Source organism: Anaplasmataceae bacterium AB001_6 (assembly GCA_020002265.1).
Taxonomy (GTDB): domain Bacteria; phylum Pseudomonadota; class Alphaproteobacteria; order Rickettsiales; family Anaplasmataceae; genus AB001-6.
Genome location: CP048228.1, coordinates 902932 through 927146, shown reverse-complemented (window position 1 = coordinate 927146; position 24215 = coordinate 902932). Strand labels below are relative to the sequence as shown.

At 29.4% G+C, this 24215-nt stretch carries 25 protein-coding genes; 13 read left to right on the top strand and 12 right to left on the bottom strand.

Annotation, left to right across the window (positions count from 1 at the left end; translation table 11 throughout):
* Window positions 1-198 precede the first annotated feature (198 nt).
* The gene (locus GUI12_04345) at window positions 199-2514 is read left to right on the top strand and encodes a phenylalanine--tRNA ligase subunit beta (protein ID UAT43361.1); all 2316 of its coding nucleotides are present in this window, start codon (window positions 199-201) and stop codon (window positions 2512-2514) included.
* A 2-nt stretch (window positions 2515-2516) separates the two neighbouring features.
* On the opposite strand, the gene GUI12_04340 is transcribed toward GUI12_04345, so the two are convergent.
* A complete protein-coding gene (locus GUI12_04340; GenBank protein ID UAT43360.1) occupies window positions 2517-3734 on the bottom strand; it encodes a phosphate ABC transporter permease PstA in 1218 nt (405 codons plus the stop codon).
* 235 nt (window positions 3735-3969) lie between these two features.
* On the opposite strand from GUI12_04340, the gene GUI12_04335 reads away from it, so the two are divergent.
* The 9 genes from GUI12_04335 (at window position 3970) to GUI12_04295 (ending at window position 11783) form a co-directional block, all read left to right on the top strand.
* The gene (locus GUI12_04335) at window positions 3970-4644 is read left to right on the top strand and encodes a protein TolQ (GenBank protein ID UAT43359.1); all 675 of its coding nucleotides are present in this window, start codon (window positions 3970-3972) and stop codon (window positions 4642-4644) included.
* Between the two features lie 5 nt (window positions 4645-4649).
* A complete protein-coding gene (locus GUI12_04330) occupies window positions 4650-5066 on the top strand; it encodes a biopolymer transporter ExbD (GenBank protein UAT43358.1) in 417 nt (138 codons plus the stop codon).
* A gap of 316 nt (window positions 5067-5382) precedes the next feature.
* Window positions 5383-6312, top strand: a complete 930-nt coding sequence (locus GUI12_04325) for a hypothetical protein (GenBank protein ID UAT43357.1) — start codon at window positions 5383-5385, stop codon at window positions 6310-6312.
* A 173-nt stretch (window positions 6313-6485) separates the two neighbouring features.
* Entirely contained in the window at window positions 6486-7217 is a 732-nt protein-coding gene (locus tag GUI12_04320) for a F0F1 ATP synthase subunit A (GenBank protein ID UAT43449.1), read from the top strand.
* Window positions 7218-7265: 48 nt separating this feature from the next.
* Window positions 7266-7481 (top strand): F0F1 ATP synthase subunit C, encoded by a 216-nt coding sequence (locus tag GUI12_04315; GenBank protein UAT43356.1) that lies wholly within the window; start codon window positions 7266-7268, stop codon window positions 7479-7481.
* Between the two features lie 81 nt (window positions 7482-7562).
* Entirely contained in the window at window positions 7563-8027 is a 465-nt protein-coding gene (locus tag GUI12_04310; GenBank protein UAT43355.1) for a hypothetical protein, read from the top strand.
* Entirely contained in the window at window positions 8017-8499 is a 483-nt protein-coding gene (locus GUI12_04305) for a hypothetical protein (protein ID UAT43354.1), read from the top strand. Before GUI12_04310 ends, GUI12_04305 begins: the two co-directional genes overlap by 11 nt.
* A 51-nt stretch (window positions 8500-8550) precedes the next feature.
* Window positions 8551-11154, top strand: a complete 2604-nt coding sequence (locus GUI12_04300; protein UAT43353.1) for a TRAP transporter permease — start codon at window positions 8551-8553, stop codon at window positions 11152-11154.
* A complete protein-coding gene (locus GUI12_04295; protein ID UAT43352.1) occupies window positions 11151-11783 on the top strand; it encodes a CvpA family protein in 633 nt (210 codons plus the stop codon). The genes GUI12_04300 and GUI12_04295 overlap by 4 nt, the downstream gene beginning before the upstream one ends.
* Window positions 11784-11816: 33 nt before the next feature.
* Here GUI12_04295 and GUI12_04290 read toward each other — a convergent pair whose 3' ends face one another.
* From GUI12_04290 to lipB, 4 genes are all read right to left on the bottom strand, one after another.
* Window positions 11817-12665: a hypothetical protein gene (locus tag GUI12_04290; protein UAT43351.1), complete on the bottom strand. Its 849-nt coding sequence runs from the start codon at window positions 12663-12665 to the stop codon at window positions 11817-11819.
* Window positions 12666-12752: 87 nt separating this feature from the next.
* Window positions 12753-13964 (bottom strand): PDZ domain-containing protein, encoded by a 1212-nt coding sequence (locus GUI12_04285; protein UAT43350.1) that lies wholly within the window; start codon window positions 13962-13964, stop codon window positions 12753-12755.
* Between the two features lie 116 nt (window positions 13965-14080).
* Window positions 14081-15010 carry an RluA family pseudouridine synthase gene (locus tag GUI12_04280; protein ID UAT43349.1) on the bottom strand — a complete coding sequence of 310 codons (930 nt, stop codon included), beginning with the start codon at window positions 15008-15010 and terminating at the stop codon, window positions 14081-14083.
* Entirely contained in the window at window positions 15007-15639 is a 633-nt protein-coding gene (lipB, locus tag GUI12_04275) for a lipoyl(octanoyl) transferase LipB (protein ID UAT43348.1), read from the bottom strand. Before lipB ends, GUI12_04280 begins: the two co-directional genes overlap by 4 nt.
* An 84-nt stretch (window positions 15640-15723) precedes the next feature.
* On the opposite strand from lipB, the gene GUI12_04270 reads away from it, so the two are divergent.
* Together GUI12_04270 and tsaD are read left to right on the top strand one after the other, a co-directional pair.
* Window positions 15724-16704 carry a TAXI family TRAP transporter solute-binding subunit gene (locus tag GUI12_04270; GenBank protein UAT43347.1) on the top strand — a complete coding sequence of 327 codons (981 nt, stop codon included), beginning with the start codon at window positions 15724-15726 and terminating at the stop codon, window positions 16702-16704.
* Between the two features lie 11 nt (window positions 16705-16715).
* Window positions 16716-17732, top strand: coding sequence for a tRNA (adenosine(37)-N6)-threonylcarbamoyltransferase complex transferase subunit TsaD (tsaD, locus tag GUI12_04265; protein ID UAT43346.1), 1017 nt, complete (start codon window positions 16716-16718; stop codon window positions 17730-17732).
* Window positions 17733-17740: 8 nt separating this feature from the next.
* On the opposite strand, the gene GUI12_04260 is transcribed toward tsaD, so the two are convergent.
* The 4 genes from GUI12_04260 to GUI12_04245 all read right to left on the bottom strand — a co-directional run bounded on the left by GUI12_04260 (window position 17741) and on the right by GUI12_04245 (window position 21079).
* On the bottom strand, window positions 17741-18697 hold the full coding sequence (locus GUI12_04260; protein UAT43345.1) for a ketoacyl-ACP synthase III: 957 nt from the start codon (window positions 18695-18697) through the stop codon (window positions 17741-17743).
* On the bottom strand, window positions 18694-19737 hold the full coding sequence (gene plsX / locus GUI12_04255; protein ID UAT43344.1) for a phosphate acyltransferase PlsX: 1044 nt from the start codon (window positions 19735-19737) through the stop codon (window positions 18694-18696). The genes GUI12_04260 and plsX overlap by 4 nt, the downstream gene beginning before the upstream one ends.
* 113 nt (window positions 19738-19850) lie before the next feature.
* On the bottom strand, window positions 19851-20048 hold the full coding sequence (gene rpmF / locus GUI12_04250; protein ID UAT43343.1) for a 50S ribosomal protein L32: 198 nt from the start codon (window positions 20046-20048) through the stop codon (window positions 19851-19853).
* Between the two features lie 143 nt (window positions 20049-20191).
* Window positions 20192-21079 (bottom strand): hypothetical protein, encoded by an 888-nt coding sequence (locus GUI12_04245; protein ID UAT43342.1) that lies wholly within the window; start codon window positions 21077-21079, stop codon window positions 20192-20194.
* 617 nt (window positions 21080-21696) lie between these two features.
* Here GUI12_04245 and GUI12_04240 point away from each other — a divergent pair.
* Entirely contained in the window at window positions 21697-22239 is a 543-nt protein-coding gene (locus GUI12_04240; GenBank protein UAT43341.1) for a hypothetical protein, read from the top strand.
* 72 nt (window positions 22240-22311) lie between these two features.
* Here GUI12_04240 and GUI12_04235 read toward each other — a convergent pair whose 3' ends face one another.
* From GUI12_04235 to GUI12_04225, 3 genes are all read right to left on the bottom strand, one after another.
* Window positions 22312-22815: a hypothetical protein gene (locus GUI12_04235; protein UAT43340.1), complete on the bottom strand. Its 504-nt coding sequence runs from the start codon at window positions 22813-22815 to the stop codon at window positions 22312-22314.
* 155 nt (window positions 22816-22970) lie between these two features.
* Entirely contained in the window at window positions 22971-23510 is a 540-nt protein-coding gene (locus tag GUI12_04230) for a hypothetical protein (GenBank protein ID UAT43339.1), read from the bottom strand.
* Window positions 23494-24201 carry a hypothetical protein gene (locus GUI12_04225; protein UAT43338.1) on the bottom strand — a complete coding sequence of 236 codons (708 nt, stop codon included), beginning with the start codon at window positions 24199-24201 and terminating at the stop codon, window positions 23494-23496. Before GUI12_04225 ends, GUI12_04230 begins: the two co-directional genes overlap by 17 nt.
* Window positions 24202-24215: the final 14 nt, after the last annotated feature.

The following is a 24215-nucleotide window of genomic DNA, read 5'->3' as shown; positions in this document are numbered from 1 at the left end:
CAAGTGCTATTATCATGATATTTGTAACAAAAGAATATAAAAAAATATTAAATTATTTTTGAATTATATTTATTTTTTACTAAAATAATCTTTTTGATAATTTTAGGATACGATTTAAATTAGCCTTAACACTTTGTTGTACCTAATTGTTGTTTGAGGTAGGATATTATCATATTGTATTCTGGAAATTGTGGTACAGTGAAATTCCTATTAAATGATCTGAAGAAATTTATTGATGTAAGCGGAAATATTACAGATATTGTAGATGTTTTACCTAAATTAGGAATGGAGGTAGAAAATTTTGCTGATAATTCAGGGATTATTGTTGCGAAAATTATAAACATAAAACCACATGAAAATAGTGATAGATTAAATATCTGTACAGTGGATTATGGCTCAGAGGAGAATCTAGAAATAATATGTGGCGCTGATAATGTCAGAGTTGGGTTATATACAGTCTTGGCCCTTGTTGGATCTTTTATTCCTCTAAATAATATGAAAATTGAACCAATAAAAATTAGAGGCGTTAAAAGTCATGGAATGTTATGTTCAAAACGAGAATTAGGTTTAGGAGATGAACATGCAGGAATCATAGAGTTAGATGAAAGCGCATTTAAAATAGGAGAAGCATTTTTAGATTCATTTATAGATGTAGATATTACTCCAAATAGAGGAGATTGGTTGGCGGTAATAGGTATCGCTAGGGAATTGGCTACTGCAGGGTTGGGAAGGTTGAAAAATTTTTCTATACCTGAAATTAAGTTTGCATTAGATTGTCCAATTAAGATAAAAAAATGTGAAAATGATATCATTTTTTCAGGAATTTATATTAAAGGCATAGATAATAAAATTACTACACCAAAACATATTGTTGAAACATTAAAAACTTCAGGAATTACAAGCGTTTCAATAGTGGTTGATATAATGAATTATGTTGCTGTTTTGTTTAATAGACCATTACACGCTTATGATGCAGATACAATTAAGAATAACGATTTATATATTACTTGTGCTAATGAAAAACGAAAATTCTTAGCACTGGATAATATAGAGTATGAAATTAATATCGGTGATATTATTGTTAGTGATGAAGAAAAGATTCATGGGTTAGCAGGAATCATAGGCGCAGATTGTAGTAAATGTACTGAAAATACGACCAATATATTTATTGAATCTGCTGTTTTTGATCATGTTAAAATTGCTCTTACTAGCCGTGCTTTATCAATAAATACGGATTCTAAATATCGCTTTGAGCGTATGTTGGATAAGAATTTTGTTGTTGATGGATTGAAAATAGCAGCAAAGATGGTTCAAGAAATATGTGGAGGCGAAGCATCTAGCATTGAATATGTTGGTAGTAGATATAGTCCGAAAATTATAGAGATAGATTCTTGGGAATATTTTAGTAAAATCTCAGGCGTTCATTTCGAGAAATCATATATTGTGAATATCTTGAAATCTTTAGGGTTTGTTACATATGAAGATAGAATCACTGTGCCTTCTTGGAGAAATAACGTGGAAACTAAAGATGATATATTGTCTGATATATTGAGATTTTATGGCTACGATAATCTTCCTTATGAATCTTTGAATATCTCTCTAAATGCTAAAATACCAAAACGCAGTAGAAGAGAATTGGTGAATGATATACTAGTTAATAGAGAAATGAATGAAGTTATTACTTGGTCATTCATGAGTTCTGATAATCCGTACATTGCTCATGAAGACTCAATGTATATTGTAAATCCTGTTACAACTGAGCTTAATTATATGAGGCCCAGCATAATATTTAATCTTGTGGATGTTTATAAGAAGAATTATGCACTAGGAACAAAAAGTGTATCAATTTTTGAATATGGCCCAGTTTTTTCTACTCAAGAAGAGAGGAATGTTCTCACAGGCTTGCGAGTGGGTGATAAATATTTGCGAAATATTCATGGATTTAAAGGTATTTACGATGTTTTTGATGTTAAGGCAGATGTGGAAAATATTCTAAATGCACTGAAGATTAATAGATTTGATATAAAAGCTGGATTTAATCCAAGTTATTATAGCCCAAATAAATCAGGAGGAGTATTTTTAGGGAAAATGCCTATAGCTTATTTTGGAGAATTGGATGTTAAATATCCTGATATCAAAGGGGCTAAAATAAATATTTTTGAAATATTTATTGATAAAATACCTGTTGTAAAGCAACAAAAAGCTTCTTCTTTTAAAGTTTCATCCTATCCTGAAGTTCATAGAGATTTTGGTTTTATATTTACGGAAATTGTTATTGCAGATAATCTTATAAAAGAAATTGCTAAAATAGATAAAAAATTGATAAAAAATGTCAGAATATTCGATAAATTTATTGTAGATGACAAGTTATCTCTAGCTTTTGAAGTTGTTATACAGTCTCAAATTAAAACTATGGAAGGACATGAAATAGATGAAATAAGCAACAATATAATCTCTGTTGTTCAAAATAAATTTAACGGTGTGTTGCGTAGAGATTTTGTCCCATCTGTTTAATTTTAATGAGCAGTATATTTTCTCTGAAATTTATTTTGCATAGCCTGTGCAGCTATATTCAGTGTAGCCAATAGAAAGATTGTTATTAATATTAGCAACGATGTTAGATCTTTGTAATCTTGTTCAGGACGAAATGCCCAAGTATATATTTGTAAAGGGATTACTGTTGCTGGTTCGTTAAAATTAATTGGAATTTCTGTAACAAAGGCTGCCATTCCTATCAAAAGAAGAGGAGCTGCTTCACCCAATACTCTTGCTATTCCTAATAATATACCTGTAATTATGCCAGGAAGGGATATGGGTAGAGTGTGATGTAATACAGCCTGTAAAGGAGAAGCGCCCAGAGCAATGGCACCTTGCTTAATGTTTTTTGGAACCACTTCAGCTGCTTGTTTTGTTGCTACTATTATTATCGGTAATATTATAAAAGTTAAGGTTAATCCGCCAGCTATAGGAGAAGATCTGGTTATACCTAGAGTCTTTAAATATACTGTAAAGCCCATTATCCCAAATATGACACTAGGCGTTGCAGATAAATTATTAATGCTAACTTCTAATATATTACGGAGAGGGCTGTGCTTCATTAATTCTTCCGTATATAATCCTGTAGATATTCCAATAGGGACTGATACTATTAAGCATATTATTATTGTCAGTATAGAGCCAATAACCGAACTTAAAATACCAGCATTTTGTGGATTTATAGAATCTCCTTTAAATAGAGCATTAAAATTGATGGAAAATTTAATTCTCTTTAATAATTTCAATCTTTCTGCAATTTTATGTAGTTCATTTTTACTATCTACGTTATTGCCAATACAAATTTGTCGCAGATTTGTTGATGTTGGTAGCCACTCTTTTCCTTTTTTAAACTCATATATTGAATCACTATTGAAGATCATATTAAAATCTTCATTTTTAAATTTTGGAACATCTTCTCTTATACTATTACACAGATGTTGTATAATTTGCTCTCTATTGAATTCTTTAAATTCGTCAGAATTTTCAACATATATTTTATAAGATGAAAGAGCTTTCATTGATCCAAAAAATGATGCAAAGAGTATCATTGTTATGAATAACACTGATAAAGAAAAAATAAGTAGGCTAAAATATTTAACTGTTTTGTCTATTCTTCTTCTTTTGATAATACTTAATGTTACATACCTAGAACCCACTAACCTAGCGAACTTTTCTCTTATATTGTATTGTTCTTGCATTTTATTTATTTAGTTTATTAAAATGTATATAACACAAGCTAATGATAACTTCATTATTTTATATCAACAATAAATAATTAATCTTTTATTATTAGCCTAGTAAATTTAACTCCTCTAACATGGTTAACAATAGGTCATAAAAATGGTTATTTTGGATAAAGATATATAAAATTGATCAAAATAATTATTTTTTGATATAATGGCCTAATATTTGCTAGTATTGTTGGTTTTTTTAATGTCTATTTTTGCTATATTTGCTCAATCAGATTTGGTGATTAAATCTCTTCTGATATTCTTATTTCTCACTTCAGTTATGTCTTGGGCTTTGGCTGTGTATAAGTTTTTTTTAATACGTAAACACATGCATCGTAAAGTGTATTTTGAGAACCTTTTTTTTTCTGGGAAAATTGATGAGCAATTCCTATTGGATTTAAAAAAAGATGGTAGTAGCAATGCTGTGATTAATATATTTTTTACTGGTTTTCAAATACTTCGACGCTCCAAAATTAAAAATAATAATAAGGATGAAATCAATGAATTGAAAGCAATAATAAGAAATAGAATGGAGTATAAGATGCAAAAAGAATTGCAAAATGTAGAAAAAAATTTGGATTGGCTAGCAACCATAGGCTCTGTTGCACCTTTTATTGGTTTATTTGGTACAGTATGGGGAATAATGCACAGTTTTAGCAGTCTTGCAGGAGTTAAAACTGTTACTTTATCTGTTATAGCGCCTAGTATCTCTGAAGCTTTATTAGCTACAGCTGTTGGATTATTTGTAGCTATTCCTGCTGTAATATTCTACAACAGAATAATCATTATGCTAGATGATCTAAGAAATCAATTAGCTGATTTTATTTCTAATTTTTGTAATTTACTTATCAATAAGGAATTTTGTGGTAATTTATAATTTTTATGTCACTTTCAAAGAAAAGAGTTTTTAATGATATTAACATCACACCTTTTGTTGATGTTATGCTTGTATTGTTGATCATATTTATGGCTGTTACACCTATGATACATAGTAGCATAGATGTTACGCTGCCAGAAGCAGATATAATTGTTTCTGATGATATACAAAAGAATGTTAATGCAGTTTTTATAACTATCAAAAAAGATGGTACGATTTTTCTTGATGAAAAAGCTGTTGCTTGTAAAGAGGTTGAATTTGAATTGTTGAAGAAATACTCAAAAGATATAAATTTGCTTCTGAAAGCAGATAAAGAAGTTATTTATTCTGATATCATAAATTTAATGTCTACTTTACAAAATTCTGGTTTTCATAAGATATCTTTAGCTATTGATCCAAATGAAATCCAGAATAAGAAATAAGTTTTATAAAAATCCTAAGGCAATTCTCAGAGAAAAATTTTTTGCCTCCAATCTTAGATTTTATCAAATTTTTAATTTCGTTCGAGATTCCGCGTATTATTTTATCATGCATATATATGCTTTTTTGCTATATATGTTATTTTTGCTAAAAGCCATAGAAGAATATATTTTGATTATTATTAAAACAATAATCAAAGTAGCTAATCCAAAAATATTTAATGCTGTAAAAAGCACCCTACGTTATATCAATTCTAAAATAATAAAGAACTCTCTAATTCTTTTTAAAAGAATTCTCATGAGAGCAATTTTTATTCTTATGAAATGTCTTAATTGCAATAAGATTCCTAATACAGTAAAAAAATTCTTCAAAATTATATTGCCTTTAAAATTATTTAGATTGTGTAAATTAAACCTTTCCAAATATCATAATTCATTTTTTATTTCATTTTTGTTGCATACTTTTATCTTGCTTATATTTTTCATTGGAGGATATCAATTTTACTATCATCATCAAGATAAAAAAATAAACTTTGTTGTTATCGATGATATTAAGATAGCAAAAATAGCAAATTATCAAACAGAAAAAGTTAGTGAAGATGATAATAATTATTCTGATAGTAGATCTAACATTTTAGAGCAACATAATATTTCTCAAAATACTATGAAAGAAAATTCCATAGTAGTAGAAGAAATGGAAAATAAAAAAAAATATAAGCCAAGTAGAAGTCCAAATATTGATCTAAAAAAAGCTCAACGCAATGTTAATAGGAATATTAATATACCTTCTAGAAAACCCATGAATAGCAATAATGAAAAAAAAATAAGCAGTATATTACTTTCTATTGAAGATAGAAAAAAATATACCTTGGATAAAGGGCAGGAGCAAAAAGGGCTATTAGGGCGCTCAGAAAATAAAGATGTTAAAGATGATAATGCACCTATTACTGCTTCAATCATTGATTCTATTAAGGGGCAATTTTCTGCATGTTGGACATTGCCTGCTGGGGTCACAAATGGCAAAAATATGACAGTAGTATTATTTCTAGAATTAGATAAAAAAGGGAATGTATTAAAGGTTAATCATAAACATAATTTTAGATATAATAGAGATTCATTATATAGAGCATTTGTTGATAGTGCAATTAGAGCAGTATACAGGTGTAGTCCGATTATAGGGCTGGAAAAAGTTCCTTATTCAGAGTGGGCAAATATAGAAATGATTTTTGATCCAGAATTAATGTTTTAGTTATTTTATAGCTCTCAGATATTTTTATATTAATTAACAATTTTTAGATTGAGGCTGGATTTGTATTGTTTAATTTTTGACTAATTTTATTGATTTTTTTTTTGATTTATATTAGAATTCCTTAAGGTTTTTTGCTTTTTTAATGCAAATTTTATAGAAGGTTTTTTGTGTCTATCAGTCCATTGGAACAATTTAAAGTTAAGCCTATATTTGAGTTACCGTCGGTTTTTGGTCTTGATCTGACTTTTACGAATTCTTCTCTTTTCATGTCTTTAGCGGTTCTGTTTGCTTCAATGTTGATTTTTAAGTCAGTGAAGAATATATCAATAGTCCCATGTTTTTTTCAGGCAATGGCAGAAATGGTATATGTGTTTGTTCGTGATATTGTAATTGATAATACCGATCATAGTGCGATTAAGCATATGCCATTCGTGCTCACAATGTTTTTATTTATTCTATTTTGCAATTTAATTGGTATGTTACCCTTGCCAATGGTGTTTACAGCAACAAGTCAAATTGTTGTGACTTTGGCATTGTCTTTGATGGTTTTTTGTTATGTACTTGTTGTAACATTTGCTAAATATCGTGTATCATTTTTCTCAATTTTTTTGCCAGCAGGCACTCCAAGATGGCTTTCACCACTCATGTTTTTACTTGAGTTTAGTACTTATCTATTTCGCCCTGCGAGCTTGGCAATTAGATTGGCTGCTAACATGGTGGCGGGGCATACTATAATAGAGGTTATTGCTTCTTTTATGCATATGGCGTCTATTATTTTTGCGCCTTTTTCTTTTGTATTTATAGTGCTTTTGATAATATTTGAGATATTTATTTCTATGCTGCAAGCTTATATATTTGTTGTTTTAACTTGTATATATTTAGGAGATGCGTATTCTTCTCATTAGAGTATTATTTTTATAAATTGTTATATATTGTTTTAGAGGTTTTTTTATATGGATCTGAAGTATATTGCTGTTGGATTGCTTGTTTTTGGTATGTTGGGTGCGGCGTTAGGAGTATCTAATATTTTTGCTAAGATGTTGGATGGGATAGCTCGTAATCCAGAATCAGAGGATAAATTGAAAAGATATGTTTATGCTGGGGCTGCGCTAGTGGAAGCAATGGGCTTATTTTCTTTTGTTTTGGCATTATTATTAATATTTTCATAATTTAATGATATGCCTCAACTTGATGTATCAAATTATCCGTCACAAATATTTTGGTTGATTGCATCCTTTACTTTGCTTTTTGTGGTTATTAAATTTCTTTATATATCTCGTATTGAGCATGTTTTTAAACACAGGAAGTTTAGGATGGCAGATAATATTAAGCAGTCTGATGAAAATTTATCTCAGGTGGCGGAGATTGATTGTTATTGTGATAAGATTCTAGAAAAGGCTAGAAATAGTGGGAGAGATATGATAGAAGATGCTTTACTGAAAGTTGAAAATTACCGTACTGTTAAGCATGATGATTATGACCAACTTAAGGATAAATATAGAAAGGAGTGTTTTCTCTTATTAGATAGCATGAGGAAAAATGAGGAAATTTTGATTCGTTATATAATTTCTCTACGTGATATTATTTTACAAGAAGTTTTATGTCGTCATTCAGGAGATTTAGGAGCACTTTCGTTATCAGAAGGAATAAAAGATTCTATCAGACTTAAGTTATCTTGTTTTTTTGATGAAGTTGGTACAGACGATGTTCTCTGATTTTCAAATTTTGGCTTTAGCTTTTTTTGTTGCTTTTGTTATTTGTTATAAACCTGTTAGTCGATTGTTAAAGACTGCTGTTAATGATTATATAAAAGATTTAAGTTTTAAGATACGCAAATCGTTTGATCTACTTGATGATTCTGAAGCTATCTTGATCGAAAAGATCAAAAAAAAGGAGAAAATTGATCTCGAAGCCGAAAAAATACTTGATCTTTCTAAGGAAGAATCTGAAAAAATATTTGCTAAATTTAAACGTGATATAGATGACAATTTTTTAATTTTATCTAACGATTTAAAGGTTAATAAAGACAAATATAATAAGGAGTTATTTCTACAGGTACATTTTAGGTGTCTTGACATTGCTAGGGAAATTGTCAATACATCTATTGATGATTCAGTTTGTTCAAAATCGAATAAAATAGATAATTTTGAACTGTTAGAAAAATTTGTTTCCAAAAAGTTAAGTTGATTTTAATTAATAATTAATTTATTGTTTGTTTGTTCTTTATTTTGTGTTTCTATGGTTAGAAAAGATCTTAAGAAAATTTTAGAAAAAGAGTATGGGTCTCGTCCAGACGGAAAATCTAGATCTTTTAAATTTTTGTTTTTTATTGCTCTTTTATGGTCTTTGATGCAGGTGTATGTTGCTTCACCTGCTGCCTTATATTTAACTTCTATTTTTCACATACAAGCATTTGTTTTAAATGATCAAAAAGTAAGAATTTTACATCTTTTGTTTGGAGTGATAATGGTTCTTATGTCTTTTGCAGGAAGTAAGGGTTCTAGCACCTCCAGTCGGATTCCATGGTTTGATTGGTTGCTTATTTCTTTTATTGCATTATCACTTTCTTATTTATTTATCTTTTATAATTCTATCAATCAGAATATTGGATTAACTACTTTTTTACAGGTATGTATAGCATACATAGGTTTGGCTATTCTTTTGGAATCAGCTAGGCGAGCAGTCGGTTTAGCGATAGTTATACTTGCGTTATTATGTTTAAGCTACGCATTGTTAGCGCCTTTCTTTCCAGATTTTTTAGCTTCAGGAAGTATCAGTCTAAAATCTATCATAACGCATCAGTGGTTTACTGCAGAAGGAGTTTTTGGAACGGCTTTAGGAGTTTCTGCAGATTTTATTTTTCTGTATGTTTTATTTGGCAATTTACTTGAAAAAACCGGAGCTGGTGATTTTTTTATTAAGCTATCGTTTTCTTTGTTAGGTTCTTTTAGAGGAGGACCTGCACAGGCTTCAGTTGTTGCATCTGGATTAATGGGAATGATATCAGGTTCTTCAATAGCTAACACTATAACTGTAGGTTCATTGACTATCCCAATAATGAAAAAATTGGGCTTTCAGCCTGAAAAAGCCGCTGCTATTGAAGTTTCTGCAGGAGTTAATGGACAAGTTATGCCACCTGTTATGGGGGCAGCAGCTTTTTTAATGGCAGAATATCTTTCAATGCCTTATGATCAAATTATTAAATATGCTTTCTTACCTGCTGTATTGATATATATAGCGTTGTTGTACATGGTGAGAATTGAAGCGATTAAACTTAATTTGCGATACAATGATACAGTTTCTTTGAATCCATTGAGGATGATTTTCAGGTTTTTTATCTGTTTTATTACGATCTTCATTGTTGTAGGAACTATATACTTTTTAATCGAAGGTTTTAATAATTTCCTTGGTATCAAAAAGTTTTTTGGTCATGATTCTATTTATGTTGTTACTTTTCTTTTTGTTGCTGCATATCTTACGATAGTTTTTTTCAATCGTTCTATGTACGATTTGGATGAGACAATCGAACAAGAAGAGAATGATATTTTATCTAATAAAGATACTTGGTATAGAATCTTAAGAAGAGGGCTTCATTTTTTACTTCCTATATTTCTTTTAGTATGGCTGTTAATAGTTGAAAGATTGTCACCTGCTAGCTCAGCTTATTGGACCGTTTTATCTCTCTTTTTTATCTTATTTTTTCATGACGGAATAGTATGTTTCATGAGAAGAGATTTTTCAAGCATTAAACGATATTTGCGCCTTAGTTTTGGAGATACTATAGATTCTTTGGTATCCACTGCACGTAATATGTCTGTTGTAGCTGTTGCTACTGCTACTGCTGGAATTATAGTAGGGAGTGTATCTCTTACTGGAATAGGGTTGAAATTTGGTACTCTAATAGATATATTTTCGTTTGGAAACGTAATTTTTGCACTTTTAATTACAGGTTTTGTATGCATAATCTTGGGAATGGGAATGCCAACGACAGCTTGTTATATCATAGTAGCTACTATAATGGTGCCCGTCTTGAAACAATTAACATATATGAATGGTATGTTTGTTATTCCGGTATCATTACACTTATTTGTTTTTTATTTTGGAATATTGGCGGATGTTACACCTCCAGTGGGTTTAGCGTCTTATACTTCTGCTGCAATAGCGCGTGCGAACCCATTAAAAACTGGGATTCAAGCTTTTTATTATAATATAAGAACTATTGTTATCCCCTTTTTATTTATATTTAACCATAAATTGGTTTATTATGGATTATCGTCTCTTATAGACGGCTTATTTGTCACGATATTTGCTGTCGTTGGAATTTTAGCAATTTCTATTGCTATGCAGTCCTACTTAATTACTAAGAACAGTGTAGTCGACAACATATTATTTGCTGCAGTCGGTCTTCTTATGATGTGTCCAAATATTGTTACACATAGCAATTATATATTGGATTATCGTAATGTAGAAATTGAGAATCATATAATAGATCAACACGTAGATCAAAATTTTGATCTGTTGAAGCTAGATATCAAAGGTAAATTTCACTCCTCTGATCGTGTTGTAAAAATATATGATTACGCAGGTGAAAAATTTTATTCTGTAAAACATGCATTGGTTAGTCTTGGGGTAAAACAATATCATTTGACTGATGATAATAGTATGATAATAGTGGATAGTGTTTCTAAAGGAACGCCTGCTTATTTTGTAGGGATAAAAAGAGGAGACATGATAAAAAATTTGAGTACAGCTTGTTATAGATTTACATATTATCAAATTTGTTCAGCTGCGGCTTTTGTTTTTATATTACTATTTTTAAAGAAAAAATATTTATTCAGATGATTTCAGTTATAGATGGTATTTTTCTAATATTATTATTGTTAATGACAGCTATCGGTGTTTGGCGTGGCTCTGTGAAAGAGATGATGTTATTATTTGTTGTTCTTTTTGCTGTTTTGGTTACCATGAAATTTCACGGCTTAGTTATACAGCTGTTTGATCTAGATGACACTATGTTGGTAAAAATTGTTGTTATTGCTGTATTATATATCGCAAGCACTATATTTTTTATGTTTCTTAATTCTGTCTTACTTAATCTCATTAAGCCAATTAGACTGGGCTTATTTGATCGTACGGTAGGTGGTGCTATTGGCTTTTGCAAAGGAGCAATGATTATGTTTTGCTTTATAGCAGTTGTTAAAATATTTTATGTATCTTTTTATCCTTACAAAGAAAATAACAAAAATCTAAAAGATCCCAACCACAGAGTCCCATTATGGGTTGCGCATTCTTTTTCATATAATTATTTTTTTCTATCATTTGAAGAGGTGGTATCTGATTCTCTAGGAGAGGATAACATAGATAAGATTAAATCTTTTGGTAGTAAATTAGTTAATAGTTTGGATCATAAAGAGAAGAAAGCATCTTCCTCTAATATTCAGAAAAAGAATCAGATAAGTAAAGTAAAATAAATTCTGTTATTTTCGCTATTAAACCTCTCATATTTATCTTTCTATAGATTTCAGACCTTCTATTCTGTTTATTAAAAATACATTTTTATCGTCAATTTTTATCGATGTTTTTTGGATAAAATTGTTATATTCTACTACACTTTCAAATACGTATCCTGGAATTATAATTTCCACATTTTTTGCTTCTGGATATTTTATTAAAATATCTGATATATCTTTATTTTTAGCAATAATTTTTATGTTATTTTTATCGCAGATTTGTAAAAATTCTTTTAGAAATTCCTCTGATATTTTTGTTATTTCGTCTGATATGAAAAATCCTTTTAGATAAGGATGTTTTAACAAGATTTTATGTATATTCTCAATATTCTGCTGTTTAGGTATTTTAGAATCGATACGTAATGGGCCACCCGCATAATCATTTTCATTTGCACTTTGGATTGGAAGATTTATAAAAATGTTATTGTTGTATTCAAGCAATCTATGAGCAGATATATAATATGGAGAAACAATGAACATATCTGTATTTTTTATTATATCATTTAGCAGGTTTAAATTTGTATCCTCAATGTTGGAAGAAAAAAAGATGAATACTTTTTCTTTATTAGTAGTATTTTTAGCTGCTTCTGTTTGAGTAATATTCATGTTTTGATTAATATCACTTTCTATTAGCTTATCTATTGTTTGGTCAATTTCTATTATTTGTTCTTCTTCTATATTTTCTTTAAGAACTTCTTTTCCCAATGCAATCTCTATTAATGATATCTTTTTACGATTTTCTTTTATTATCTGACTGTTATAATCTACAAGAATGAATTCTGTGGTAACTATAAAAGAGAGAGCAATGAAAAGCACTATGTTAATAATAAGCAATATTTTCATATTTATTACTCTTGATTTTATGATGGTTAAAAAGTTTTATTTTATTAGAATAAGACAATTATTCAATAATATTATTAATAGTTAATTTCATTTATTTTGTCTTAATATTAGATTCATAGCATAATTAGCCTGATTATCATTCATATAAATACCATCATGTAAAACGTTACATTTGCTTTCTATATCTTTTGATAATACATCTTCAATCGGTAAAAAGATATCAGGCCTTATGCCTATCTTATTATACGCTTTACCATTTGGAGTATACAGATAATCTGTAGTCATGCTTACTGCAGCATCTATAGTATCAAGAGATATAACTGTTTGCAATGAACCCTTTCCATAAGTTTGTTCTCCAATTAAAAGTGCTCTTTCATTATCTTGTAATGCCGCAGAAAATATTTCAGCAGCTGATGCAGTATTACGATCTATTAATACTGTTATTGGAATATCCGAATTTAAAATAGTATTTCTTTTTTTCCCTGTATATACTTTCACATCTTCAGAATCTTTTTTATCTGCTACAACAGCAATAGTTACATCATCTAAAAAAAGATCAGCAGATTGTATCGCTTCTGTGAAAACTCCTCCAGAATTATGCCTTAAATCTATTATTAGACCTTTATAATTATTTTTCTTTAATCTAGTTTTTAATTCTTGTTTTATTTTTTGTGCAACACCTTCCATAAAATGTGATATCTTGATATACAGAAAATCACATTCTTCTTGTAAAGCTAGTGGATATATTTCAAAAACCTTGGATTTTAGATCAAAAGTTAATAATACCCCGTCACGGATAATGGTGAGCGTTAAACTTTTCTTTTCAGGATGTTCTATGATTTGGGTAGCACTTTTTGCACTTATATGTGTACTTATCCTATCACCATTTACATATCTAATTATATCTCCTTTTTTGATGCCTGATTTTTCTGCTGGACTATTTATAAAAACATTATCTATCATCAATAATCCTCTTTTTCTGGCAATATTTATCCCAAAACCATCAAATGTACCAGAAATTTGGTCGTTGAATTTTTTCATATCTTTCTCAGATATAAAATAAGAATATTCATCAAGAGACTGCATTATGCCTTTAATTGCATTTTGATATAATTCTGTATCATCATCGATATTTTTCACATAATAATTTTTGACTATCCACATGACTTCATCTATTGGGTCAGAGTGTTTTACTGTTTTTGTATATGCGTTGTTTATTCCTAAATTGCTAATTAAGAAATAAGCACAGAAAATACAAATCAGAATTCTGATTCTAGTATGCAAAAATTTTAGCATCATATATTATGAAAAGAGAATATTGTTACTTAATTTACATAAAAAAACATTTATTAGATCTACAGTATATGACTATTATAATGACGATATCAAATTTAAGGTAAGATAGCTATAATATTCTATAAAGTCAAATTTTTAACCAAGAATTGTACATCAGATGGTAAATTTGAATGCACAGTTATCTTTTGTTGTAATACGGGATGCATGAATCCTATTTTATAGGAATGCAATGCTTGTCTTTTTATTAGATGATGGTATTTATCACTATTATTATATGTTCTGTCTCCAATTATTGGAGTTGAATTATATTGCATATGCAACCTTATTTGGTGTGTTTTCCCAGTTTCCAATTCTACATCTAATACAGCACAATCGTTTATTTGACCTATTAAACAGTAATGTGTTATTGCTAATTTCCCTCTATTATAAGATATGCTCATCTTCCCTTTTTCTCTTTTTGATAGAGCAATTTTAGTTTTTATTGTATCTTCTATGTTTTTAGGAATGCCCTGAGTAATTGCTATATATTTTCTTTTAATTTTTTTTTCTGCAAACATTATAGAAAGTTTGCTATGTATAGTACTATTTTTTGCTATTAATAATGTTCCTGTTGTATCTTTGTCTAATCTGTGTACTATGCCAGATCTACAGCAATTTTCTTGCATGAAGCTTTCGATATTTATTTTAGATTTTATTAAATCAGATAGAGTGTTTTGATTAGTCCCTGTGCCAGCATGTACAACAAGATTGGCCGGTTTATCTATAATAATAAGATATTCATCTTCATAGAGTATTTTAATAGGAAAATTATCTGATAGTTTTGAGAAAAATTTTTGTTCCCTATATTCTAGAGAATATATATCACCTATTTTTACTTTGTGATTGGGTTTGAATTCATTATAGCCAGAATTATCTGAGACCTTTCCATCTAATATTGCACTCTTTACTTGAGTACGTGATACTTTATCTATCTTATCAGATAAAAATTGATCAAGCCTTGTATTATTATCTTGCTCACAAGTTACTTCAATCTTTATTATTTCATTCATGTCTCATTGAACTGCTTGTATATGTTTTCGTATAATATTTTATCGAAAAATTCTTTGCAGTAATTATCTCCCAATATCTTCGATACCGATGTCACACCTTTATCGCTGATACCACAAGGGACAATCTGTTTAAATTTATTTAAATCAGTGGAAAGATTTATTGCAAAACCATGATATGTAATCCATTTTTTCATTCTAACACCTATTGCCGCTATCTTTTCTTCTGATTTTCCATTATTTATCCATACACCTATAATGTCTTCTTTGATATATGCATCAATATTAAAAGCATTAAGAGTTCTAATAATTATGATTTCCAGATCTTTTACATAATTTTTGACATTACACCTGTTACGTTTTTTTAGATCTAATAAAAGATAACCTATTCTTTGTCCAGGACCATGATACGTATGCTTCCCACCCCTGTTAGTATGACATATTGGGATGTTGCAATTTTTAATATCGCTATCTACAGCGCTTATACCTGCAGTATATACATCAGTGTGCTCTAGAAACCATACCAATTCTTTTTCCGCTTTATAATATATGTTTTGAACCTTATTTTCCATAACATTTAGGGATACGTTATACGGAATTCTCTCTTTGGTAATGATAAAGTCCCAATTCATGCAGTACGTGTTAAAATGGAATATAGTATAATGCTATGATTATATGCTATAATTAGTGGCGTTTCTAATTTTATTTCTTCGTTAATGAGTAAAATTCTAAAGATCTGTATATTATCTGTTGTTATAGTTTCATTTTGCTTAATGCTCCTTTTAAGCAATAAGGATAGGCAATTTATACGTATTGGGACAGCCTCTCTGTCAGGAGTATATTATAGCGTGGGGAGTAATATCTGTTCTTTTATCAATGAAAGTAGGGAGAAAGAACACAATAATTTATTTTGTGATGTACAATCAACTCCTGGTTCCCTGTATAATTTGAATGCTTTAAAGCAAAGATATGTGGATGTTGCACTTGTGCAAAATGACTGGGCTATAGATCGTGCTATTTCCGAAAATGATGCTCAAAAAATTGAAGATTTGAGATCAATTGCTACTTTACAAGAAGAATCTTTTGTTATATTAGTACGCGATGATTCTGATATACATTCTTTTAAAGATCTAAAAGGTCATGTTATAAATCATGGAATACCTGGTACAGGAGTTAGAAAAATTTTAGATTATTCTTTTGATTACTTAAAATGGGATATTAAAAAAGATTTCCCTGTGGTAACGGAACTACGTTCTGTTGAACAAGCACAATCTCTTTGTGATGGAAAAATAGATATGATGGTTGATTTTATCGGAAATCCAAGTGGTATGGTGCAAGAAGCTGTGGCAACTTGTAATGCACGGCTAATCAATCTAGATGATGATTTGATAAATCATTTAACTCATACATATCCATTTTATAAGAAATTTTATTTATCGCCGGGGATGTATAATAATACTGAAGATGTTAAAACTATTAGTATAAAAGCTACTCTGTACACTGTGCAGGATTTTTCAGAAGAGAGTGTATATATCTTGCTTAAATCAATGTATCAAAATATTGAACGTCTGAGATTATTACATCCACTCTTTGCTGATATTTCATTGCAATCTATGTATCCAGATAGTGTGATTGCTACCATCCCTTTACATCCAGGTGCCAAAAAATTCTATGATGAATTTTTATTTAATCAATAAAAATTATTGTGATGTCCATTTGTGCTCTTGCTATAGAAACTAGTTGTGATGAAACAGCCGTTGCAATAATTAATAGTGATAAAAAGATTTTATCAAATAAATTAGTCTCTCAAGATCATAAAAAATTTGGGGGCGTATATCCAGAGCATGCAGCTAGACAGCATATTATTTTAATCCAACCACTTATTCATGCCGCTATGGAAGAAGCAGGGATTTCATGGGATGAAATTGATATTGTTGCTGTTACTGTTGGCCCAGGATTAGTAGGGGGGCTTATAATAGGATTAATGGTAGCAAAATCTATTGCAATGACCATAAATAAACCTTTAATAGCCGTCAATCATCTTGAAGCTCACATATTAATACCCAAGATGCTGTACGATTTACAATTCCCATTTTTGACACTTTTGGTATCTGGTGGACACACTCAATTGATTTATTCAAAAGGAGTAGGAAATCATCAAAAGATAGGCGAAACATTAGATGATGCTGTCGGGGAATGCTTTGATAAAATAGCTAAAATGTTAGGGATGCCTTATCCAGGAGGACCTATAGTTGAAAAATATGCCACTAAAGGAAATGAAAATAAGTTCCATATGCCTAAACCTTTGATCGATAAAAGTAAATACAATTTCTCTTTCTCTGGGTTAAAAACACATGTTAAGTTGTTAATTGAAAAAATAGATCATTTAACAGAAGATGTAAAACAGGATATTTGTGCTTCTTTTCAAAAATGCATATACGAGATATTACTAAATAGAATAGAAAATACAATATGTTCTATTTTAGAGGATTCTTTCCCAATTAATAATTTGATTATTACCGGTGGAGTCGCTGCAAATCGTTATATAAGAAATAAAATACAGAGTGTTATTAAAGCAAAATATTCTCTTAATGTGTATTTTCCACCCATCGATCTATGCACTGATAATGCAGTTATGGTAGCTTGGGCCGGAATAGAAAAATACTTAATAAATCCAAATTGCTCAAACATTAGTGTATCTCCTGAGCCACGAATGAAATTATGATAATGATATCAAAATTTTATTAAGACACTTCCCCAATTAAAACCAGCACCAACTGCTGAAAGAACAACTATATCTCCAGATGTAATATTATCAAAAACAGTATCTAGAGATAGGGGAATAGAAGCAGCAGAAGTGTTTGCATGTTTATCAACATTAATGACAAATTTACTGATATCAATAGACATAGATTTTGCTAAAGATTCTATAATTCTAATGTTTGCTTGATGTGGTATAAAATATTTTATTTGATCTATAGAGATATCATTTTTCTTCAAAATACTAGTTATCGATTGCTCCATGCGTTTTATTGCATTAACATATATCGCTCCACCATCCATCTTGATATGGATAGGCTTATTATCATCAAAAATACCACCTGTTGTGTATAATTTATCTGTTAAATTGCTATCTGTTCCCATCATAAAATCAATCATTCCTAATGACGATGAACAGCTTTCAAGAATTACAGCACCTGCTCCATCTCCAAAAAGTATGCAACTTGAACGATCAGAATAATCAACTATCTTTGACATCGTATCAGCCCCAATAATTAGAGCTCTATTTATATTATTTGTTTTCATTATACAATTAGCAATGTATAAAGCATATACAAAACCAGAACATGCTACTTGTATATCAAAACTTATGGTACTATTTTGACAACCCAGAGCTTTATGTACAATTTGACTACAACCAGGAAAAGCCATACTGCTTGTTGAAGTTGCAACTATTATACACTCTAGACTTTGTGCAGAAATATTCGCTTTTTTTACTACATCTTGAGCAACTCTAACACACATTTCATCAGTTGTCTCACTTGATACAACATGCCTTTTATGAATTCCAGTTCTTTGCTTTATCCATTCATCAGAAGTATCTAATCTTAAATCTTTGGCAAAATAATCATTCTTCAATGTTCTTGTTGGTAAAAAACTAGAAACAGCTAGAGGAATGGAATTTTTCATTGTATATTTTCTATATTATTTACGATGTTATCTTTTAGATTATTTGCTTCTGCTCTAAAAGCAAATTCTATCGCATTTGCAAAATCTAGAGCTGTCGAATTTCCATGGCTTTTCACCACTGTACCATTAATTCCAGCGAACAATGCTCCATTCCACTTGTGTGGTCTATATTTTCTGATCATTTTGTTAAGAAATAAATAACGTAGCATAATCAAAGGGATAAAACCCATTTTTAGAAAAGATTTTGAAATAGATTGTTTAATATTTTTCATTAAAAAATGATACGTACTTTCCATAGTCTTGATTAAAACATTCCCTGTAAAGCCATCTCCTACTATAACATCTATTTTTCCATCAAATATAGTTGTAGGTTCAATATAGCCGCTAAAATTGATACCGCTCCTATCACCCGACTGCAATATTTGATATGCTTCTTTAATAGAATCTGTTCCCTTAGATGCTTCTGTTCCAATATTAATAAGGGCTAGTGATGGTTGTTCGATTTTTAGCACTGATTTTGCAAACGCAGTGCCCATATAAGCAAATTGAATTAGTGCATCAGAATTGCATTCCAGATTAGCCCCCATATCTAAAACAACAGCCATTCCTTTCATCGTAGGCATTACTCCTACTATGGCCGGTCTAGATATACCATCTATTGTGCCCATTACATATTTGGAAATCAAAAACAAAGCGCCTGTGTTACCAGCAGAAATTATACAATTGTTCAAACCATCTTTTACTGATTGAACAGACATAAACATACTAGAATCTTTTTTATTTTTTAGTGCAATATGTGGTCTATCATTGTTGTCTACAACCGTGACAGACCCACAAATCTCAGAAATATTGGCAATCTTAGGATAGTCATATAATAATTTCTTTATTTCCGTTTCTAGTCCGTAAATGGTGAACCTTATGTCAAAATTATTTTTATCTTTTTTATCTAAATTTTTTAAAAATAATCCAATACCACGTACTACCTCTTTACAACCACGATCCCCCCCCATAGCATCTATGGCAATACTGATTTTTCTCATACTAATAACAGATAAAAAAACTCTCTAATAAAATACGCATAAGATCCAAAATTTACATGAACAGCAAAACTGATAGATGAAATATCAAGCTTACTAGCAAGTAATCATTATATCTAAACGATTACATCCTTCTTAGGGGCAATATTATTAACTATCTTCTTGTCTTTATAGAATCCATTAGATGTAGCATGATGAGGTCTAAAATATTCTCCAGATTTAGCACAAAAAGACAATCTTCCAACCTCTAAATGCTGATGAGATCTATGCTTACCTCGCTTTTCTACACTTCTTTTTCTTTTAGGAACTGCCATAATTTTTTAAAAAATCTTATAAATTTAACTAACTTAATACAAAACTATTCTAAACTAAAAGAAAAATTTTGTAAACATAACCGAAAGCATCAGAATACCTTTATTTACACACCAATCTTCACCTGCCGGCGTGTATTTAGGCGTCAATCTTCCTTGTTTCCCCATATGGACGATAACGATGTCAAATCTTCTGATATTTTGCCTAATGTAAGTGATGCTGCGCGGGAAAACGAATCCTTAGGCTTAAACACATTCCGAATATCTTTATAGACGAAAGGCAGTTTTGATAATGCCAATCCTAATACAGTTCCTAGTGGAGAATACATTATTATAGCTTTAATGCTGCTTTTCGTAATAATGTCTGTAGCGGGACCAATCAGATTTTTTCCCATATTTAACGTAGCATCCAAAGTACATTTTCCTAATTCATAAGATTTTGTATAAAACCAAGAGAAATAGGACGGTTCTTCAACATTTTTGAGATTTTCCTCTGTTTTTTCAAGTTGAGGATTTTCCAGCAAACCGCTTTCTTTACAAATATCCTCAAAATATTTGTCATCTCCTTTTTTTTCAAATTGAGCATTTTCTTCAGCAGATTTCGAAGGGTCTTTGTTATTTGCTTCTGTTTTTTCAAATTGAGCATTTTCTTCAACAGATTTCGAAGGGTCTTTGTTATTTGCCTCTGTTTTTTCAAATTGAGCATTTTCTTCAACAGATTTCAAAGGATCTTTGTTATTTGCCTCTGTTTTTTCAGATTGAGCATCTTCTTCAACAGATTTCAAAGGATCTTTGTTATTTGCCTCTGTTTTTTCAGATTGAGCATCTTCTTCAACAGATTTCAAAGAGTCTTTGTTACTTACTCCTTTTTCTAAAGAATCTTTTACATTGCTCAATGCGAACAACATATGATCTTTATGGTCATTATCAGATACATTTTTCATGAAATCAAGCACACTATTTGCACACTGATCACAATTAACAACAAAATCGTCCAAAAATAAACTTTCTGTATTAGCTTTTACTTCTGTCATAACCAGAACTCCCCTAAACAATAAATCCAACGAAAGATTGTACTATTTTTTTAATATTTCGTCAATTAATAACATGCTATAAATTTAAGAAAAAAGTGCTTTTTATCTTGAAAATAAGAATATTTTTTGCTTTTATAATCATCAGGTTTGCAAAATTTTGTTACTTTGAAATATGATATTTATTTCTGAAAAAAATTATAAGTAAATCTTATTTTGTAATAAATTGCTTAAAAAATTAGAATAATTTTGTGAAGATGCATTTAAAAGTGATTTATCTATATCTGTAATATGAGATGCAAAATAGTAAAATTATATATAATATCATTAGATAAGAGCAAAATATTTTCTGGTAGTTTTGTAACTATTTTGTCTTGTCTTTGATATCAAAATTTGCAGAAAAATTACTATTAATATCGTGGATGAATACATTTTGACGAATGATTTTCAAAACTGCAATTAGAATATCTTTTTGAATTTTGAGTGCTTAGGAGTATCTTATATGAAGTTAATTCATCAATATTTCTATCAAAAATGCGTTGAGTAAATAATTATTTCACATTATTAATAGCTGCTAACGCTATTTTTAAATAAATTAAATCTATTATGAGTAAAAAGTTATGAAATCCAAAATACTGTATCTAATAGGACTCCCGGGATCAGGAAAATTTACATTAGCAAAGATGATTTCTGAAAAATATAAACTAATCTTAATAGATAGCCATAAAATAAATGATCTAATTTTAAATATACTAGATAACACAAATAATCTCTCTGATCACATTTGGGAGGCTATCTATAATATTCGTAAATTATTGATTGATGCAATTAAAATTGTACCTAATGAAAGAGGGTATATATTTACAAATGTTTTATGTAAAGATAGTCCCGAAGATTTAAAATGGTATCAAGATGTTGTAGATCTATCAAAAGATATAGGCTTTTTATTACAACCAATAGTATTATATTCAGATACACAGACAATATTAAAACGCATATCCAATGATGACAGAATTGGTACAAATAAGATAACAGATCCTAATATATTCATGAAATTATTTAAGGATAAGGAAATTTTTATTCCCGCAATTTCTAAGAAAATAAATGTGAGCAATTTGAGTAAAGAGGAGTCTTTACAAAAGATAGATAACATAATTATGTAAAAAATATCACTATGTTAGATTAACTTCTATAGAAATGTTTGTTGCTGGAAACGCTATCAATATTTCAATGGATTAGTCATCTTTGCCAAGTATTGATGGTTTTTTCTTAAAAATAAATTCAGTAATATATGACGTTATCTTCAATATTCCTCCAATAGTCAATAAGCTGAAAAAAGCAGCTCCAAGCCATTTTAAGCTTTTTACAAATTTTGTTTCAATTTTCTGTACTAATGTAGTTTCAAGATAGTTTTTTTGTATAAAATCATTTAGTTGTTTTTGCTGTTCTGATGATTCAGTTAATTTTTCATATTTTTCCTCTAATTTCTTCAATTTAGTTAAGATCTCTATTAGAAAATGTGTATTTCTTTCTAAATCAGATTCTAAGTTTTTTATTTTCGCATCAATATATATAAGATGCGATAGTTTATCATTTTCTTGTAGATTTTTAAAAAAATCTGGTAAATGATCATCAATTCCTCCTTTGCCGGCTGTTACTTCACAACTTATTTTAGCATCATCTAAGTGTGATGATGATATACCAGTAACCACATCTAAATTATGTAAATTATGTGTCATAAATAACAATTATAAAAAAATAGGAAAATTATCTTGTAATGAAGCTAGATAAGATAAAAAAATATACACAGCAGGAAGATAAAATGAAAATGTATATAATGTAAGCAAAAACTTAAAATATATATATAATATCCTAAATATCCTAAATTTTACAGCTATAAATATTCATCCAAGCCATTCATAGATTCGAATAAATTACATATAAACATATTCCTAAATTGGATTTTTCTAGTGACATAACAGATTTTCTCATTGATACTGCTTGATATGATCTCTGACAGTGTAGAGTTTAATAGGGTGACAGCAAAATCTCTAGGTTTAAAATTTTCAGACATTTTTATTTTATGCAAAGAATCAACAGTATTATCATCTATTTCAATTTGTTTTTTTATATTACTCAACTTCTTTTTTATTTTAGATATTTTACTTTTATTTGTTATACACATCTTTTTTAATAAATCAAATTTTGCGTGTAGATCATCGGAAGACTGATGTATATCTTTTGCAGAATCGCTGTTAATATCTTCATCTTTAGGATCATTATTTTCTGGAGGCATTTCTTCTAATAAATTACATTTTTCTTGCGTATTAATAGAATATAATACATCTTCTATAGAATTATTATTAGGCACGATGCTGATAGCTTCCGCTTCATTTTTTGTTTCAAACATTATTATATCATCGTCGTAAAACATCTTCTTTTATTGTATTTTTCAAAAAATCCTGGTCTACCTCGCCTTCTTTTTTCCATTCCTCTTGCTTTTTTCTAATCCTCATATTTCTGAGTTTTTCATGCTTCTTAATAGCATTAGGTGTAGATTTAAAGAACTTTTCGGTTTTTGGTATGATCTTTTTAGAAAATATCTTATCTACTATATAATCAATAGCAGTTGTTATTATAAATGTTAATCTCGTTTGAAAAGCATCTTTATGTTGAAATGCTTTATGCAAAGAATTAATAACATCATCATCTAGCACACTTTGTTCTTTTAGCTCATGTAGCATCTTTTTCATTTCAGATTTTTTATTTTTATTTATTATACACATTTCTTCTAATAAATCACATCTTGCGTGTAGATCATCAGAAGGCTGATCTATATCTTCTGCAGAATCGCTGTTAATATCTTCATCTTTAGGATCATTATTTTCTGGAAGAATCTCTTCTAATAAATCATATTTTGCATGTAGATCATCAGAAGGCTGATCTATATCTTCTGCAGAATCGCTGTTAATATCTTCATCTTTAGGATCATTATTTTCTAGAAGAATCTCTTTTAATAAATCACATTTTTCTTGCATATTAATAGAAGGTAATACATCTTCTATAGAATTATTACTAATTACTGCATTTTTAGCTTCTGCTTCATCATTTATTTCAGATATCATGATTATAAATCAAA

Coding starts and splice junctions, on each gene's coding strand:
- tsaD (UAT43346.1), top strand. CDS start 16,716: ATGTCCATTTGTGCTCTTGCTATAGAAACTAGTTGTGATGAAACAGCC.
- GUI12_04325 (UAT43357.1), top strand. CDS start 5,383: ATGAAATGTCTTAATTGCAATAAGATTCCTAATACAGTAAAAAAATTC.
- lipB (UAT43348.1), bottom strand. CDS start 15,639: ATGAATTGGGACTTTATCATTACCAAAGAGAGAATTCCGTATAACGTA.
- GUI12_04225 (UAT43338.1), bottom strand. CDS start 24,201: ATGATATCTGAAATAAATGATGAAGCAGAAGCTAAAAATGCAGTAATT.
- GUI12_04270 (UAT43347.1), top strand. CDS start 15,724: ATGAGTAAAATTCTAAAGATCTGTATATTATCTGTTGTTATAGTTTCA.
- GUI12_04245 (UAT43342.1), bottom strand. CDS start 21,079: ATGACAGAAGTAAAAGCTAATACAGAAAGTTTATTTTTGGACGATTTT.
- GUI12_04280 (UAT43349.1), bottom strand. CDS start 15,010: ATGAATGAAATAATAAAGATTGAAGTAACTTGTGAGCAAGATAATAAT.
- rpmF (UAT43343.1), bottom strand. CDS start 20,048: ATGGCAGTTCCTAAAAGAAAAAGAAGTGTAGAAAAGCGAGGTAAGCAT.
- GUI12_04335 (UAT43359.1), top strand. CDS start 3,970: ATGTCTATTTTTGCTATATTTGCTCAATCAGATTTGGTGATTAAATCT.
- GUI12_04285 (UAT43350.1), bottom strand. CDS start 13,964: ATGATGCTAAAATTTTTGCATACTAGAATCAGAATTCTGATTTGTATT.
- GUI12_04330 (UAT43358.1), top strand. CDS start 4,650: ATGTCACTTTCAAAGAAAAGAGTTTTTAATGATATTAACATCACACCT.
- GUI12_04295 (UAT43352.1), top strand. CDS start 11,151: ATGATTTCAGTTATAGATGGTATTTTTCTAATATTATTATTGTTAATG.
- GUI12_04305 (UAT43354.1), top strand. CDS start 8,017: ATGTTCTCTGATTTTCAAATTTTGGCTTTAGCTTTTTTTGTTGCTTTT.
- GUI12_04240 (UAT43341.1), top strand. CDS start 21,697: ATGAAATCCAAAATACTGTATCTAATAGGACTCCCGGGATCAGGAAAA.
- GUI12_04230 (UAT43339.1), bottom strand. CDS start 23,510: ATGTTTTACGACGATGATATAATAATGTTTGAAACAAAAAATGAAGCG.
- GUI12_04260 (UAT43345.1), bottom strand. CDS start 18,697: ATGAAAAATTCCATTCCTCTAGCTGTTTCTAGTTTTTTACCAACAAGA.
- plsX (UAT43344.1), bottom strand. CDS start 19,737: ATGAGAAAAATCAGTATTGCCATAGATGCTATGGGGGGGGATCGTGGT.
- GUI12_04290 (UAT43351.1), bottom strand. CDS start 12,665: ATGAAAATATTGCTTATTATTAACATAGTGCTTTTCATTGCTCTCTCT.
- GUI12_04340 (UAT43360.1), bottom strand. CDS start 3,734: ATGCAAGAACAATACAATATAAGAGAAAAGTTCGCTAGGTTAGTGGGT.
- GUI12_04315 (UAT43356.1), top strand. CDS start 7,266: ATGGATCTGAAGTATATTGCTGTTGGATTGCTTGTTTTTGGTATGTTG.
- GUI12_04300 (UAT43353.1), top strand. CDS start 8,551: ATGGTTAGAAAAGATCTTAAGAAAATTTTAGAAAAAGAGTATGGGTCT.
- GUI12_04235 (UAT43340.1), bottom strand. CDS start 22,815: ATGACACATAATTTACATAATTTAGATGTGGTTACTGGTATATCATCA.